The sequence below is a fragment of the Dongshaea marina genome (assembly GCF_003072645.1).
Taxonomy (GTDB): Bacteria; Pseudomonadota; Gammaproteobacteria; order Enterobacterales; family Aeromonadaceae; genus Dongshaea; species Dongshaea marina.
This window is the reverse complement of sequence record NZ_CP028897.1, coordinates 3,281,581-3,296,655: the sequence shown is the minus strand read 5'-3', so window position 1 is coordinate 3,296,655 and position 15,075 is coordinate 3,281,581. Positions and strand designations below refer to the sequence as shown.

Annotated in this window: 13 protein-coding genes and 1 pseudogene; 9 read left to right on the top strand and 5 right to left on the bottom strand. The window is 51.4% G+C overall.

Annotated elements, in window-relative coordinates; translation table 11 throughout:
• Window positions 1-50 precede the first annotated feature (50 nt).
• Window positions 51-1,091, top strand: a complete 1,041-nt coding sequence (locus DB847_RS15465) for a phosphoenolpyruvate--protein phosphotransferase (RefSeq protein ID WP_108651506.1) — start codon at window positions 51-53, stop codon at window positions 1,089-1,091.
• A gap of 22 nt (window positions 1,092-1,113) precedes the next feature.
• Here the strand turns inward: DB847_RS15465 and DB847_RS15460 are convergent, their stop codons facing one another.
• The 4 genes from DB847_RS15460 to punC form a co-directional block, all read right to left on the bottom strand.
• On the bottom strand, window positions 1,114-2,205 hold the full coding sequence (locus DB847_RS15460; protein WP_159084664.1) for a DUF2057 family protein: 1,092 nt from the start codon (window positions 2,203-2,205) through the stop codon (window positions 1,114-1,116).
• A 259-nt stretch (window positions 2,206-2,464) separates the two neighbouring features.
• Entirely contained in the window at window positions 2,465-3,391 is a 927-nt protein-coding gene (locus DB847_RS26105) for an APC family permease (RefSeq protein WP_325049084.1), read from the bottom strand.
• A 59-nt stretch (window positions 3,392-3,450) separates the two neighbouring features.
• Window positions 3,451-4,044, bottom strand: a complete 594-nt coding sequence (locus tag DB847_RS26100; RefSeq protein WP_199911587.1) for an APC family permease — start codon at window positions 4,042-4,044, stop codon at window positions 3,451-3,453.
• A gap of 346 nt (window positions 4,045-4,390) precedes the next feature.
• The gene (punC, locus tag DB847_RS15450; RefSeq protein WP_108651504.1) at window positions 4,391-5,605 is read right to left on the bottom strand and encodes a purine nucleoside transporter PunC; all 1,215 of its coding nucleotides are present in this window, start codon (window positions 5,603-5,605) and stop codon (window positions 4,391-4,393) included.
• Window positions 5,606-5,713: 108 nt separating this feature from the next.
• Between punC and punR the strand changes: the two genes are divergently transcribed.
• The 6 genes and pseudogenes from punR to DB847_RS15425 all read left to right on the top strand — a co-directional run bounded on the left by punR (window position 5,714) and on the right by DB847_RS15425 (window position 11,930).
• Window positions 5,714-6,616: a DNA-binding transcriptional activator PunR gene (punR, locus tag DB847_RS15445; protein WP_108651503.1), complete on the top strand. Its 903-nt coding sequence runs from the start codon at window positions 5,714-5,716 to the stop codon at window positions 6,614-6,616.
• Window positions 6,617-6,859: 243 nt separating this feature from the next.
• Window positions 6,860-7,936, top strand: coding sequence for a phospholipase A (locus DB847_RS15440; RefSeq protein ID WP_159084663.1), 1,077 nt, complete (start codon window positions 6,860-6,862; stop codon window positions 7,934-7,936).
• Window positions 7,937-8,706: 770 nt separating this feature from the next.
• Window positions 8,707-10,031, top strand: a pseudogene (locus DB847_RS15435) (serine/threonine transporter).
• A 231-nt stretch (window positions 10,032-10,262) separates the two neighbouring features.
• Window positions 10,263-10,415, top strand: a complete 153-nt coding sequence (locus DB847_RS24455; RefSeq protein WP_159084662.1) for a hypothetical protein — start codon at window positions 10,263-10,265, stop codon at window positions 10,413-10,415.
• Between the two features lie 96 nt (window positions 10,416-10,511).
• Window positions 10,512-11,081, top strand: a complete 570-nt coding sequence (gene speG / locus DB847_RS15430) for a spermidine N1-acetyltransferase (RefSeq protein WP_108651501.1) — start codon at window positions 10,512-10,514, stop codon at window positions 11,079-11,081.
• A 129-nt stretch (window positions 11,082-11,210) separates the two neighbouring features.
• The gene (locus DB847_RS15425; RefSeq protein ID WP_108651500.1) at window positions 11,211-11,930 is read left to right on the top strand and encodes an ankyrin repeat domain-containing protein; all 720 of its coding nucleotides are present in this window, start codon (window positions 11,211-11,213) and stop codon (window positions 11,928-11,930) included.
• A 72-nt stretch (window positions 11,931-12,002) separates the two neighbouring features.
• On the opposite strand, the gene DB847_RS15420 is transcribed toward DB847_RS15425, so the two are convergent.
• The gene (locus DB847_RS15420; protein WP_108651499.1) at window positions 12,003-12,527 is read right to left on the bottom strand and encodes a prepilin-type N-terminal cleavage/methylation domain-containing protein; all 525 of its coding nucleotides are present in this window, start codon (window positions 12,525-12,527) and stop codon (window positions 12,003-12,005) included.
• A gap of 374 nt (window positions 12,528-12,901) precedes the next feature.
• Between DB847_RS15420 and DB847_RS15415 the strand changes: the two genes are divergently transcribed.
• Window positions 12,902-13,948, top strand: coding sequence for an ABC transporter substrate-binding protein (locus tag DB847_RS15415; protein ID WP_159084661.1), 1,047 nt, complete (start codon window positions 12,902-12,904; stop codon window positions 13,946-13,948).
• Between the two features lie 121 nt (window positions 13,949-14,069).
• A complete protein-coding gene (locus tag DB847_RS15410; protein WP_159084660.1) occupies window positions 14,070-15,062 on the top strand; it encodes an ABC transporter substrate-binding protein in 993 nt (330 codons plus the stop codon).
• The last annotated feature ends 13 nt before the right edge of the window (window positions 15,063-15,075 follow it).

Below are 15,075 nucleotides of genomic sequence, written 5' to 3'. Positions count from 1 at the left end.
ATCGCCAGCAAACAGAGTAAGCTGGCGATAGACTCGTCAAGGAGCCACGTATGGATACAGCTCTTCACCACATCCTGAATCGCTTCAAGCGCCTGCGACATATTCGCCGGGCCAATAAGTCCAGGGCTGAGGCCCCTCCCTTTTGTGATATAACCAGCCGGCAAGGGCCAGCCGTTACCCTGGATGGTCGAACCATCCGGGTCTGTGTGAACCTGAGTACCGCGGCCCATGCCCAGGATGCCATCGCCAGTGGTGCGGATGGGGTCGGGTTGTTTAAAACCGAGTTTCTGTTTATGGCTCGGGCAGAGGAGCCCACCGAGCAGGAGCAGATGCTGGAGTATGCCCGGGCCTATGAGGCGATTGGGGATCGTCCCCTGATCGTTCGGGTTCTGGATGTGGGGGGAGATAAGATGCTGCCCTATCTCGACTCGCTGCATGAGAATAATCCTTTTCTGGGGGTTCGCGGCATCCGTTATGGCCTTAAACATCCTCAATTACTGGCAACACAGTTGCGAGCCCTGCTAAGGGCCGCAGGCTCAAAACGTTGTTATCTGATGTTTCCTTTGGTCACAGATTACAGCGAGTGGCAGGAGGCCAGGGCCCTGTGTTTTGATGTCTGGGAGGGGTTGCGAGATGAGGGCGTCGCCTTGGGATCTCTGAGGCTAGGGATGATGATCGAGGTGCCGTCGGCAGCTCTGATGGCTCAGCACTTTGCCCCAGAGGTCGATTTTTTCAGCATTGGAACCAATGATCTGACCCAGTTTGTATTGGCTTCCGAGCGGGATCATCCTGAGCTTTCCAGTAAATCGGACGCGTTGCATCCGGCGGTGCTTCGCTTGATCCAGATGTCGGTCCAGGCTGCACATCAGCACGGCAAGTGGGTGAGTTTAAGTGGAGTTCTGGCCGCGGACGAACAGGCGACCCCATTTTTACTTGGACTGGGTATTGATGAGCTCTCTGTTCCCTTGAATGCGATGGCCAAAGTAAAAAACAGGGTACGAACCCTGACCATTAGCCAGTGTGAGAAGCTGGCCGAGCAGGCTTTGCAACAAAAAAGCGCCCGCGAGGTGCGGGCGCTGCTTAAGAGTTAAGCCAGGGTGGGTGCCCATTGAACTAGCGAGTGCTGGTTAAAGTCTCTCCCTGACTAGTCAGGACCGAGATGTGCGGCATACTGGTGTACAAACGCGCCTCTAGCGGGTTTGTCGCACGCTGGACATTCAGGCTCAATTGCTGATCCCCCTGGCGTTCAAACTCAAGAACCACGGGGTGTGAATTGATCTGAATGTTCTTGTAGCTGGTTTGGTAGGTGTCCTGATACTGGACAACCATCTGGTTTACTCCCTCCCTGAGATCGGCTGCAGTGCCGTTGGCGATGCCATTGATTGAGATCACCCGGATATTGGATGGAATGGACAGGGCGAGTTGCTCTGGCGTTGCTGCATTCATCAGATCATCGGCAACACTACTGTTAAAGGCGATCGACTGACCCGTCATCTGGTTATCTATGCTGATCGACGGTGCCAGCTTAAACTGCCTGGCTTCTATCGGGTTATTCGGATCTCGTACATTGAGGTTGATCTTATCACCCGCTGTAACCTCAAAGGTGACGAGGACCGGCTCAGAATAGATACGCTGAGTCTCTTCACCGCTTTGAATATAATCCCCCTGGTAAGTAATCACCATCTGGTTACTGCCCGGCCTGAGAGTTCGGATCACCTGGCTGGAGTCAGCACTCACCCCGTTCAGCGAAATGAGTCGGATGTTATTTGGCAGGGTCACCACACTGTCTTTTATCTGCATCGAATCAGCCTGACCAAGATCGAAGGCAACCGAACTTTGGCTGGCATCATCCATCAGAGTGATGCGTGGCATCACGTTGAGGTTAAATTCGCTCAGCGCTTTGCCGCTGTGGGCCCCAAGGCTAAGGTTTTGTCCATCCCTAATATCAAACCTGATGGTAAAAGGCTCCGAGCGCAGCAGACGATCCCTGTTGCCGTGGTACTGCCGCTCCTGATACTGAACCAATAGCGTATGCTTTCCGGATGACAACGCCTGCCAACCTGTGGATTGTTTGGCGAAGTGACCATCGATGGCATGAACTTTTAGATCATTGGGAACAAAAACACCGGTCTGTGCTGCCATTGCACCAAAACTGCCAACAGAGAGGGCGGTTGCGATTGAGAGGGTTATGAGTTTGAGTTTCATGGCGATTCTCCTGATTTTTTTCTCCATGGATGCCGTACTCATGAGATGTCGATTAAAAGTGACCTGATTCATGGCTTATTGTTCGGCATGTGCTTAAAAGACCGGAGGGCAGGAGTTAATATTTCAATATGATATTTAAAATCAATATCATCTAGAGTGTAATCACATGATATTAAAGGTAATGTTTTTAGGTTTTTACGTGGCTTCGGGCGAAAGGGCCCGCCTGAGGCGGGGCCCATGTTCAGGTGAGTCGTAGCTATCAGGCCTGCTGTACCAGGCTGAGCTCCTCGACATACTGGCGGGTTTGGGCCGAACTCAGCTTAAACCGAATGGCTATTGCGGTCACCAGTAGGCAAAACAGCGCGATGATCCAAAAGCTGTCGGCAAAATTGATCACGCCCATCCCTTTGCCAAATGGCCCGAGCCAGGAGATAAGGGTGATCCCGGCAAAGTAGACCCAGATCCAGGCGGATTCACGCAGTGCCAGCGGATAGCGTTCTGCTTTGGGAGTAAACTTGCGGTAGACAAATAGCACCAGCAAGCCAATGACTAAGGCAATGCCCAGTTTGGAGAGAATGCTCCAACCGGTCCAGAGGGTAAACAGGGTGCAGATATAAAAGGCGACAAAGGCCCACAGCTTGCCAAATGGGAGCTTGAAGGGGCGGGATTGCTCCGGGAGTTGTTCACGCAGGGCGATCAGGGTGATGGGGCCGATGGAGTAGGTAATCGCCATCAGCGAGGTAAGAAATGCCATCATCTGTTGCCAGCCCGGAAGGGGAGCGAAGCACAGCATACCAATCACAAAGTTGACTAGGATCGCCAACCATGGATTTCCTTGGCGGGTCATCACCGACAGAATCTTTGGCAGATAGCGACTCTGAGCCATGCCGTAAAGCAGTCGTGCCGAGCCGTTCATATAGATGAGAGCGGCGGCAAGGGGTCCGATCACGGCACCCACATACAGGAGTGGGATCATCCAGTGTTGGCGATCCTGATCCAGGATCCCGGTGAGTGGACTGGAGGCGTGTGAAAAGCTTAAGTGCTCCCAGCCATCAAGAATGTTGCCCGGGTGAAGGGAAGTGAGAAACGAGGTCTGCAAAAAGAGATAGATCACCATGCACAGACCGATGGAGCCGATGATGGCAATTGGCATGGCTCGCCGCGGATTCTTCGCTTCCCCCGCCATTTCACAGGCTTGCTTAAAGCCGTTAAAGGAGAAGACCACTCCACCGGTGGCAATTGCCGTCAGGATCCCCTCCAGTCCCAGGGGGCAAAGCTGGAATGAGCCGAATGGATGATTTTTCCCGGCTGGTAGGTATAGGCCAGGATCACCAGTGAGATAAAAACCGGGATGATGATCTTGAGGATGGTCAGAAAGTTATTGGAGCGGATCAGCCAGCGCAGCGAATAGATGTTCAGGGCGCTCATCAGAACCATCAATACCGCCGCGGCCAGGTATCCATGGAGTGTTAATCCACCATCGATTTTTAGCAGGCCGGGGAAGAAATAGTTGGCGTACTGCAATACTCCCTGGACCTCAATCGGTGCCAGGGAGACATAGGAGAGAAAGATAATCCAGGAGAACAGGAATCCGACCAGGGTGCCGTGGGTAAATTGGGGGATCCGGGTACTGGAGCCTGTGATGGGCAGCATGGTGGTCAGCTCGGCAAACACGAAAGCGACAAACATGATCAAAAAGCCGCCGATCACCCAGGAGAGAATAGCGGCAGGTCCGGCAAATTTAGCTGTGTTATAGGCGGCAAAAAGCCAGCCGGATCCCAGAATGGCGGTGACCGAGGCGAATAACAGCGCCGGGGCCGATAGGGTTCGTTGATTCATTGAAGGCTCCAGGTAATTTTATTTTTATAAAGGCTTGGATGTAAGAGGTCAGAGGTTGACGTCATGGAGATGTTAATTTACAAGTGCGTCCTGTTGCAAAAAATTAACATTCATCTGTGATCTCTATCTAAAATATTGTTTTTGTTTGGAAAAGCTAAAGAGTAAACGAGCCATCGCCTTTTAGACGGAACTTAAGGCTGGTACGGGTCGGAAGATTCTTGGCCGGGAGTTTGCCTCACGGACCGGATGGGGTATTAGAAAGTTTGTAGATGAAACTCGAGGTGTAAATAGTCGGGGATGCGCAGGGGGCATGGCTGCCGCGGGGGCAGCCATGAGAAAATAACGGTTACAGGGAGCTGGCGGTCTGGAGCTGTGGGCGAGCGCGGTAGCGACTGACAGCGTATCCGAGAAGGACCAGAAACGCCTGGCTGAGCATCACCAGAGTGACGGCCTGCATTCCATCACTGGCAAGCCAGGAGACCAGAGCACTCATCAGGAAGCTCAGCATGGTCTGCAGAAAATTCAGCAAGCCGGAGGCGGTGGCCGCACAGTTTTTAAATTCACCCAGGGCCTGGTTGATGACGATCGGATACAGGGCACTGTTGGCGACCGCAATCAGGCAAAATGGCAGCAGCAGCGGCCAGATGGTGGTGGGGCGGTAGAAGCAGGCGATCCCAGTCATCAGCAGCACCCCCAGCACAAACAGGCCTAAGAACCAGGGAACCAGCTTATGCCCGGGGATCTTGGTCAGCAGGGCCCGGCAGGCATAACCACCGGCAACAAAGGCGATGGTTTGCGGCAGGTAGCTCAGGCCGATGGCCGAGGCGGAGTAACCCAGCTCTGTCATGATAAAGGGAGAGCCGGTGAGCCAGGCAAAAAAAGTGGCGGCACAGGCTGCAAAGATCAGGGTATTACCATTGAATTGTGCTGAGCTCAGGATCTGGCGGTAGTCCAGCTTCATCTGTTTCCAGCCACTGAGCTTGTCCTGTGCGGGAATCTCAGGGCGCTTATCGGTCTGGCGCAGGCTAAAGGCAACCAGAACTAAACCAATGATCATCAGCACCAGAAAGATACTCTGCCATCCCAGGTGATGATTCAGCACCGCGCCAGCCAGGGGAGCCAGGGCCGGTGAGAGGGCGACCAGCGGCATGATGGTGGCAAACAGCCGCTCACTTAGGGGAGACTCATAGCGATCGATGATAATCGCCTGCCAGATCACCGATGCGGCGCAGGCGCCAATCGCCTGAAACAGGCGGCTGGTCATCAGCAGATAGATATTGGGGGCATAGGCACAGCCCAAAGAGGCGATGATAAAGATAAACAGACCAACACAGAGCATGCGGATCCGCCCAAAGCGATCCGACAGGGGGCCGTAAGCCAACTGGCCGATCGCCATTCCCAGCAGGAAGATACTCAGGGTCCACCCAATCTGACTGGTGCCGGTAGAAAATTGCTGCTGCATGCTGGCAAAGGCAGGCAGATACATGTCAGTGGCCAGGAAGCTCAGCATGCTCAATCCCGACAGCCATACAATAATCCCCAGGCTGATGCGCGTTTTCATTTTATTATCCTTCAAGGGTCAAATATCTCTCTGCGGGGCAGTATAAGTGGTTAATTTGGCCGTGGAGCGCTAATATTTGTCAGTTGTGTTTAAAATTTTTGAAAGCATATGTTCTCACGCAATGATTTAAGAGTGATTGATACGGTCGCACGCTGCGGAAGCTTCACGGCTGCGGCCCAGGAGCTGCATCGGGTTCCCAGCGCCGTCAGTTATACGGTCCGTCAGGTTGAGCAACAACTGGCAGTAAAACTGTTTGAGCGTCAATCAAAGAGTGTTTCTCTCACCGCTGCCGGCGAATATTTTGTTCAGGAAGCCCGGTTGATCCTCAAGCAGATGAACGCCATCCGTCATCAGACCCAGCGCGTCGCCCATGGCTGGCAACAAAGCTTGAGTGTGGCGCTGGATAATGTGGTCCGCTCGGAGAGGGTCAGCACCCTGGTTCGCGACTTCTACCAGGCTTACCCGGATGTTGAGCTTTTGATCAGCATGGAAGTCTATAACGGCGTTTGGGAGGCCCTGGCCGATAACCGCGCCGATATCGCCATCGGAGCGACTATGGCGATCCCGGTCGGGGGAGGGGTGAGTTATCGGGAGATGGGTCGGCTCGACTGGAGCTTTGTGGTGAGCCCCACCCATCCACTGGCTTTCTATCAGCGGCCACTGCGAGATGAGGAGGTTCGCGAATACCCCTCTATCACCCTGGAGGATACCTCCCGCTATCTGCCCAAGCGAACAACCTGGTTACTGGATAATCAGCGTCGATTAGTGGTTCCTAACTGGCACTGTGCCATCGACTGCTTTTGCGCAGGTCTTGGGATCGGCGTCATGCCTAAACATATCGCTGAGCCATTGATCCGCCGTGGTGAGCTGATTGAGAAAACTCTGGAAAACCCTCGCTCAGCCAGCCATTGCTGTGTTGGTTGGCACGCCGAGCGAACCTCTCCTCCGCTGGAGTGGCTACTCGAATACCTTGGGGATCCCCATAAGTTACAGCAGCAGTGGCTTCGTTAGTCCTGGAGTGCCTCTCTTGCAATGACTCTCCCGAGGCTGGTGAAATTGCCGGCTGAGATTAATAGCTCAACACAAAGAGGCGGGCGATGTCGTAGGGATGAACCCAGGGAGCAATAAGCCGATAATTTATAGTCAATTGGCACCAAAACTTACTATATTGGTAGATAGGGTGCCACCGCCAGTGATTCGCGATTGAGTCATGGGCAGACAGGTGCAATGAGGGTGAGCAGAGCGGGAACTCGAATGAACAAAAAAATATCCACTGTATTGGCGGGACTGATGATTTCGCCTCTTTCTTTGGCGGTACAGGCACAAGAGCCGGTTACACAAACCTCAGCAACCAATGCTCAGCTTGTAAAACAGCAAGCTGAAACCATCAGGACCCAGGTAGCGCAGTTACAGCAGCAGGCTCAGCAGCTCGCGGCTCAGAAGGAGCAACTGGATAAGCTGCAAGCACTACTGGTGCAGAGCAAACAGCCTGTATCCCACAGCGAGCCTGAGCATGCTCAGGCGCTGCAGAAGAAATCAGAGCAGATAGCTAAGGCCCAGGAAAATCTTGATCAGCAGCAGGACAAGATTGAGCAGAGCAAGCGGGACCTGGTATTCAGACCCTATAAACCCAGCTACTTCCTGCCGTTCTATTACACCCAGATGCCGCAGCAGACCGGGGTGAGTGAGGAGCTCAATAAGCGCCAGGAGATAAAGTTCCAGTTTAGCTTCCAGACTCCTCTGTGGGAAAACATTCTGGGAAGCAACTTCTCCTGGGACTTTGCCTACACCCAGCTTTCCTACTGGCAGGCTTATGCAGAATCCGCGTTTTTCCGCGAGACCAACTATGAGCCTGAGATGTTTGTTCGCTATGACTTCAAAGATGAGAAGCCCTTCTACATCGACAGTATTCGCTCAGGCTTTGTCCACCAATCCAATGGCCGGGGAGGGGATCTGGAGCGAAGCTGGAACCGGGTGTATGCCAATGTTAACTTCCAGTTTAATGATCACTGGGAGCTGCAGCTTGAGCCCTGGGTTCGCCTCCATGGCTTCATGGAGAGTCGGGACTATAACCCGGATATCTATGACTACCTGGGACACGGGCAGTTTATTATCGACTATAAGGTCCATGGTAATACTTTCTCCCTTATCTCTAGAAATAACCTGGAGAGCGGCTTTAGCAAGGGCTCGACCCAGTTGTCCTGGAGCTTCCCCATCTATGAGCATCTGCATGGATATGTGCAGCTGTTCACCGGTTATGGCCAGAGCCTGATTGAATATAACCACTATACCAATAGTGCGGGGATCGGCTTTAGCTTCACCGATTGGTAAAAGATTACAGGCAGCAGGGTGACGGGAGTGATCGCAGGTCACTCCCGTTCGTCATCTCATTATTGTAACCCGATCACAAATTCATCTGCCATTTCGCCAGTTGTTTCACCAGCTCCAACATCTTTCCTGTATACGTGCCATATGCCTGATCTTTGGCTATGGTGTGGGGGGCTAATACCAATCATGGAAGAAGGGGAATCAGCTTATTCTGATAATCCATGAGTCATTTGCGCCACGCAGCAAGTACATCCTGTATGCTCGATGCCAGCATCCATGCTGACAACGGGCTAAATGACTCACAGATTATCTAAATAGGAATTAGCTGCATCCTGATCACTTAACTACTGAGGTGGGTACAATTAATCCGGTCGACGCAGGAATTATGCCATTTTTATGAGTGTTTACTCCTAAAACTTATAGGATCAATGATCTATTGTTACAGTGGGATCAGGGTCTATTTTTTGATATTTAGTGAGTGTTTTTCAAAGAATAATAAGAGAATCTAATGCGGTCGCAGTTATAAATCTCTCGTTCAACACTCTATATGGTCATGAATCCAATCCAGTTACTGAAGTTGTGAATAATCAATAAAATATTCAGTTGAATATTCACTTGGTTTCTCAGAGATAACTCTCTTCAATATCCATGCCCGGCGTGTAAGGGTATTCATTCCAAAGTTTTTAAACTTTGGAGGGAGTTCTATTGTCCGGGGAATTATACAGGGGTGGAGGCATGGCCTTTTTGCTATCACAGAGGTAGTTAATATGTCTATGGAAAAAGACCAGTCAATCGAGCTGGATCTCCCGGTTCAGGATGGCGTTGCGGATAACAGAAGCAGGATTCCTCATACCAAATGGCAGTCTCAGGATACGGTATGGATGCTGGGCCTTTACGGGACAGCGATTGGGGCAGGGGTGCTGTTTCTGCCGATCGATGCCGGACTTGGAGGCTTGTGGCCCCTGCTCACCATGCTGATCCTGGCCTTTCCCATGACCTATCTCTCTCACAGGGCCTTATGTCGTTTTGTGCTCTCGGGCTCTTCGGCAAAAGATGATATTACCGAGGTGGTCGAGGAGCATTTTGGTAAGTTCTCTGGGCGTGTCATCACCCTGCTGTACTTTTTTGCAATCTGGCCCCTATTGTTGATGTATGCGGTAGCGATCACCAATACCACTGAGAGTTTTATCGTGCATCAGCTTGGATTTACGGCCCCCCAAGAGCCCTGCTATCGCTGGTATTGATTTTAATGTTGATGAGCATAGTTCGCTTTGGTCAGGATATTATGGTCAAAGCGATGAGTATTTTGGTTTATCCCTTTGTCACCGTGCTTATTCTGCTCTCTTTGTATCTGATCCCCCACTGGAGCACGGCACTGTTTCATCAAACTACTGCCAGTGTTGAGGCCAGTGGTGGCCATGGGTTTATGATGGCGATGTGGCTGATTATCCCGGTGATGGTATTTTCATTTAATCACTCGCCAATTATCTCAACTTTTGCGGTCACTCAGAAACAAAAATATGGTGAGTATGCAGACAAGAAGTGCTGCCGGATCATGAAGTTCAGCCACCTGATGATGGTGGCGACCGTGATGTTCTTCGCCTTTAGCTGTGTGCTCAGCCTCTCTCCGGCAAATCTGCTGGAAGCAAAACAGCAAAATATTCCGATCCTTTCCTATCTGGCAAATCATTTTAATACCCCCCTGCTTGCATACGCGGCTCCTATCGTTGCCTTTGTTGCTATTTGTAAATCTTTTCTGGGTCACTATATGGGAGCCAGTGAAGGGCTGCATGGCATCCTGGTGAAATATATGCGAGCAAAAAATAAAACCATTCATGAAAAGGGCTTGCAGCAATCGATCGTTATTTTTATGTTGATCAGTTGCTGGCTGGTGGCAACGATCAACCCCAGTATTCTGGGAATGATCGAGATGTTGGGAGGCCCCGTCATCGCCATGTTGCTGTTTATCATGCCCATGTATGCGATTCATCGGGTGCCGGCACTGAAAAAGTTCAGAGGCACAGTAGCCAATGTTTTTGTCACTCTGATTGGGCTGGTGGCAATCTCGGCGATTTTGTTCTCACTCTTCTCATCCTGAAAACCGCTTTGTAGTTGCACATGGTGAGCCTTGCCCTTAAGAGGCTCATCATGGTGTGAATTTTTATGTATTCGTGGCGTTCAATCGGCGCGGCATTATCAGATCCTTTTTAATCTGTCGAAACCCTGTCTTATTAAACAAGATGCGATCTGCTTCACACACTCAGTTCTCTGAGTGGAAGAAAATAGCTATGGTTTACCTTGTGTTCATTTTTGCAACAGGGAGGCATAGATGGATTCAAATCACATAAGACTGGGCGATCTGTTAAATCACCAGCACCCTCTGCTTGGCTGGCTCTATGGCCATCCGTTTTTAAGCTTTTTCTGCTTGGTGATCCTGGGGGCTCTGATCTACACCTTGTGGCCGAGTCGCCATCACAAATAAGAGTCGCGGGGCGTAAGCCTCATCAGGATTACAACCAAGCTTCCACTTCATGCTAGGATGGCAGGGAGTACAAATGGAATGAAGGGCAGGTGACGGATGAGGGATACTGAGATACGTTTAAGGCCGCTGGAGCGGGAGGATCTGTATTACGTCCATAAACTGGACAACAATGCCAGCATCATGCGCTACTGGTTTGAAGAGCCCTATGAAGCTTTTGTTGAGCTCAGCGATCTCTACGATAAACATATCCATGATCAGAGTGAGCGGCGCTTTATCATCGAGCACCAGCAAGAGAAGCTGGGCTTGGTTGAGCTGGTTGAGATCAATCACATCCACCGGCGGGCTGAGTTTCAGATCATCCTAGAGCCAAGGCATCAGGGAATGGGCTATGCAACCATAGCGACGCGCCTGGCTATCGACTACGCCTTCTCGGTATTGAACCTCCACAAGCTTTACCTCATCGTCGATGAAGAGAATAAGAAGGCGATCCATATCTATACCAAGGTTGGGTTTGTGTTTGAGGGAGCCCTCAAAGACGAGTTTTTTATCAACGGCCGCTACCGAACGACCCACAGGATGTGTATCTTCCAGGAGGACTATTTCAACTGGCGTCTTAAGCAGCATGCCGAACGTCAGCCTGAGCTTATTCCGGAGAGCCAGGCCTGAGTGTTCATTAAATAGCAGCGAGCTACCCGCTTGCTCCTGAATCATTGCCCCCCATGATGGGTATATTTCCAGCCCACAGGATTTCCTGCCTGTAATTTAGCTGAGTGAATCAAGCAGATTAGATGAGAGATGTCACAGATCACCGAAGATGAACTTGTTCGCCGTTGCCGCAGCAACAAGCGCCTGGTCTCACTGAGACAGCTGTTTTTTGATCCCGAGCGTCAGCTGGACTCAGGGTTTTGGCAGGAGTTGCTAAGGCCCCACAATGAATACCATTTTTATCACTCACTGAGGTACTACGCTCATCAGGAGGATCAGTATGGTAATACCCTGATGCACCTGCTGGCTTTGCTGGGACGCCTGGAGCTTTTGCCGGTGGCCCTTGAGCTTAACTTCAAGTTAGCATCCAGACGTAATGCGTTTGGACAAAGCTTTCTGCACTTTGCACTATTGCATTCCCAGCCGATGCAACCTGAGCTGTGGGGGCTTTCCGGGAACAGTTTTTTTGCCGACCAGCATGGCTTTACCCCGTTTCATATCGCAGCAGAGTCAGGCAATCTTGGTTTTTTCAAGACCTATCATCACAATTGCTGGCGGGATCAGCCCAACATCTATGAAGCGACCCCTTTACACTGGGTGATGAAGAATCAGGAAGCGGAGCCTGAGCTACGGGCAACGAAACTGGCGCTGGCAAGGTATCTTCTGAGTGAGTCGCCCCGGGGTATGGTGTCGCAGAAAAATGTAATAGGCATGCAGCCTCTGGATTGGGCCAGCATGACTCTCAGTGACCGGGAGATGGAGTGGGTGTTTTGTGAGATGAGAACATCCTCGCGATCCATTTCGATCTAGGCTCAGTTGACGTTTCCAATGTTGAACCTGTTGCCCCTGAAGATGTTCAGAGCCTCACTGGGTGCAGTTCCTTTAACTGTCTGGATCGGCATCTATGCTGACTTCACCCGTGTTTGAGTCATAGGAGAAAGACAGGTTGGTGTTGGCTGTTAGTTCGTATCGGCAACGTCCGGTGCCAAGGTATACAGCCGTATACTCCTCGGATCCATCGGCTGCGACTTTCGGGCTGTTACCACTCAAAATGGTTTCCCAGACCGTCTGACAGTCATCGACATTATTCAGGGTTGGATTTGCCTCAAAAGGCGGGTAGCTTTGAGCGGGCCAGCCGGATGCATTCATATCAAGTTGGCCGTCAGCTCCGCCGCTATAGACCTGCAGGTTATCAACCGGCCCGGTATAACCACCGGCTATCCATTTGCTATGTGCCAGGTTGATCCCGCCCGAAAATGCTCCGGCAGTTCCGGATACCACGGAGGCGCTGGCATCATCACTCAGAGAGACAAACCTTGGAACGGCGACGGCAGCCAGGATACCTATGATCACAATGATCACGATCAATTCGATCAAGGTGAATCCATCGGATCGGTTGATTGGCATAGGCGACCTCTTATGGGAGTCCCTCTTGAGTATAGCAATTGGGTTATGTCTCAGATCGGTTGCTCATACAAAGGTGTACTGATTTCAAGGTCACCAACCTTCTGTCGCCAGGATGCGGCAGCAGAGGTTCCATGGACGGATACACACCCTGTTGGTGAGACGTGAAATCAGACATCAACAATAGATGTGAAACACGACCAGCAATTGAAGGATTGGCAAAATGAAATCCGCTTCCTGGAGAGTCACTTGTTCGGTGGCTCGCGGAGTGATTCTCATTCACTCTGATACAGGGGTGTTATGCTTAAGGTCAGAGCCCTGATGGATTAAGCGGCTGCTTTTAGCTGTGCCTTGTGATGTATGACAGGTGTGATCCAATGCAACTGACCCCATTAGATTTAAAGATGTACTGGATTTTGAGCTGCTTTTTTGCAGCATTTATTGCGCTGCCTGGCATCTCATCTGAGGGGGAAGTCACCCGCGAAAAGAGCATGTTAATCATCGACTCCCAACAGGGTGAGCCTTATCAAACCGTACGGGAATCGATGCTCAAGGAGCTTGCAAGGGTGGGGTACAAACAGGGAGTAAACCTTAAGCTACGCTATTACTCATTGGGAAATAGTGAGGAGCGGGCCCGCTCCATCTGGTCACGGCGCGAACAGGATATTCGTTATGACGTGATCTACCTTGCGGGAACCATTGCTGCTCGCGCCTTTAAAGATTTGGCCCTGAATTCTGAGCAGCCCTTCGTGTTTGTAGCTGTTACCGATCCCATTGGAGTGGGAGTGATAGAGCAGTTTGATGCTCCTCCTAAGTATAATTTCACCGGGGTAAGTTACCCGGTTAAAGTCGAAGAGCGGCTGCGCTTTATCCAGAGAGTCATGCCCAAAGCCAGGACCATTGGTCTCATCTATGCGGATATGCCCCAATCACACAGCTATAACCGCTGGCTTTTGACGGCCCTCAACAAGCCCGAATTTAAAGAGTTGCGGCTTCTTTCACAAAAGGTCCCATTCGTCAAAACCGACACCGGACACAAACGGATGGCTCGCCTTGCCAGGCAGTATGTCATCGAGATGGATGAGCAGGTTGATCTCTTTATCAGCCCCAATGATCAGATGGGGGTGCAGGCGCCCTTTGCTGAAATCGTCAATCAATATGCAACCAAGCCCCTGTTAGGCTTGGGCCGCAAAGATGTGATGGATGGCTGGGGAGCGAGCTTCTCAATCTACCCGGATTTGGTGGCTGTTGGAAAACAAAGTGCCTGGATGCTCAGGGAGATCTTTGAAGGGAAACCTTTTAAGGAGATCTATCCCCGCTGGCCCCCTGTGGGAGTTGCCTTTGATCTGGGGAAGCTGCATAGCTTTGGCGTTGAGCCTCCTTTTGCCGAGTTACATCGCGCGGGGGATAACCTGATCCCTTAATGGCTTCAACTTTTCGAGCATAGGAATGGGTATGTCACTGCATCGCCATCAGCGCAGGTTTCGAATAAGCTGTCTCCTCCGGAGGCTTTGTTTTCAGCCCTTGCTTACAGGGCTCCTTGCCTTGTTTCTCATCTCAGCTGCCGAAGCTTCTTCCCCCCGGGGAGAGGACAACCCATACAGGATCCTGCTCATCGATTCACTCCAGGGGGAGCCCTATTCCACGGTGCGAAAATCTATGCTGGCGGAGCTGGAGCGCCTTGGTTATGTTTCAGGAAAGAACCTGCAACTTAGATACTACTCCCTGGGTAACAGTGAGGAAAAGGCCCGGAGCCTTTGGCTCAGGCGTGAGCAGCACAATGATTATGATCTGGTCTATCTGAGCGGAACCATAGCCACTCTTGCTTTTAAAACCCTTGCCTTAGGCGGCAATAAGAGCTTTGTCTTCACCGCAGTGACCGATCCGATAGGGATTGGTGTAATTGATGATTTCGAGATGCCTCCCAAACATAACTTTACCGGGGTGAGTTACCCGGTGCGGGTTGAACAGAGGCTGCGCTTTATCCAAAGGGCTATGCCAAAGGCACGAACCATTGGCTTGATCTATGCCGACATGCCGCACTCCCATAGTTATAATCGCTGGCTTGAGGCCGCCCTGCAACAGCCCGAGTTTAGTCATTTTCAGTTGCTTAAACGCAAGATCCCCTTTGTGAAAAGTGAAACCGGCGATAAGCGAATGGCGCGGCTGGCGATTCCTCATATAAAAGAGCTCAACTCTCAGGTGGATCTTTTTATCAGCCCGAACGATACCATGGGGGTTCAGGAAGCTTTTGCCCAGGCTGTCGCAGATCATGCCACCAAACCCCTGCTGGGGCTGGGGCGCAAGGATGTGATGCATGGCTGGGGCGCAAGCCTGTCTATCTTCCCGGATCTCACCAAGATGGGGATAGAGACCGCCCGGATGATGGATCGCCTGCTACAGGGAGAGCAGATCTCCCAGGTTTTCCCCGAATGGCCTCCGGTCGGTATCGCCTTTGATCTGGAGCGCTTAAAGGCCTTTGGGATTGAGGTCCCGATGCAGGAGCGCCAGAGGGCAGGAGAGAATTTTTACCATTAATCCTCTTTGCTCG

What these genes read in the sequence shown, in the direction of transcription:
- DB847_RS15465 (WP_108651506.1), top strand. Translation starts at nt 51, where the DNA reads ATGGATACAGCTCTTCACCACATCCTGAATCGCTTCAAGCGCCTGCGA.
- DB847_RS15460 (WP_159084664.1), bottom strand. Translation starts at nt 2,205, where the DNA reads ATGAAACTCAAACTCATAACCCTCTCAATCGCAACCGCCCTCTCTGTT.
- DB847_RS26105 (WP_325049084.1), bottom strand. Translation starts at nt 3,391, where the DNA reads ATGGCGGGGGAAGCGAAGAATCCGCGGCGAGCCATGCCAATTGCCATC.
- DB847_RS26100 (WP_199911587.1), bottom strand. Translation starts at nt 4,044, where the DNA reads ATGAATCAACGAACCCTATCGGCCCCGGCGCTGTTATTCGCCTCGGTC.
- punC (WP_108651504.1), bottom strand. Translation starts at nt 5,605, where the DNA reads ATGAAAACGCGCATCAGCCTGGGGATTATTGTATGGCTGTCGGGATTG.
- punR (WP_108651503.1), top strand. Translation starts at nt 5,714, where the DNA reads ATGTTCTCACGCAATGATTTAAGAGTGATTGATACGGTCGCACGCTGC.
- DB847_RS15440 (WP_159084663.1), top strand. Translation starts at nt 6,860, where the DNA reads ATGAACAAAAAAATATCCACTGTATTGGCGGGACTGATGATTTCGCCT.
- DB847_RS24455 (WP_159084662.1), top strand. Translation starts at nt 10,263, where the DNA reads ATGGATTCAAATCACATAAGACTGGGCGATCTGTTAAATCACCAGCAC.
- speG (WP_108651501.1), top strand. Translation starts at nt 10,512, where the DNA reads ATGAGGGATACTGAGATACGTTTAAGGCCGCTGGAGCGGGAGGATCTG.
- DB847_RS15425 (WP_108651500.1), top strand. Translation starts at nt 11,211, where the DNA reads ATGTCACAGATCACCGAAGATGAACTTGTTCGCCGTTGCCGCAGCAAC.
- DB847_RS15420 (WP_108651499.1), bottom strand. Translation starts at nt 12,527, where the DNA reads ATGCCAATCAACCGATCCGATGGATTCACCTTGATCGAATTGATCGTG.
- DB847_RS15415 (WP_159084661.1), top strand. Translation starts at nt 12,902, where the DNA reads ATGCAACTGACCCCATTAGATTTAAAGATGTACTGGATTTTGAGCTGC.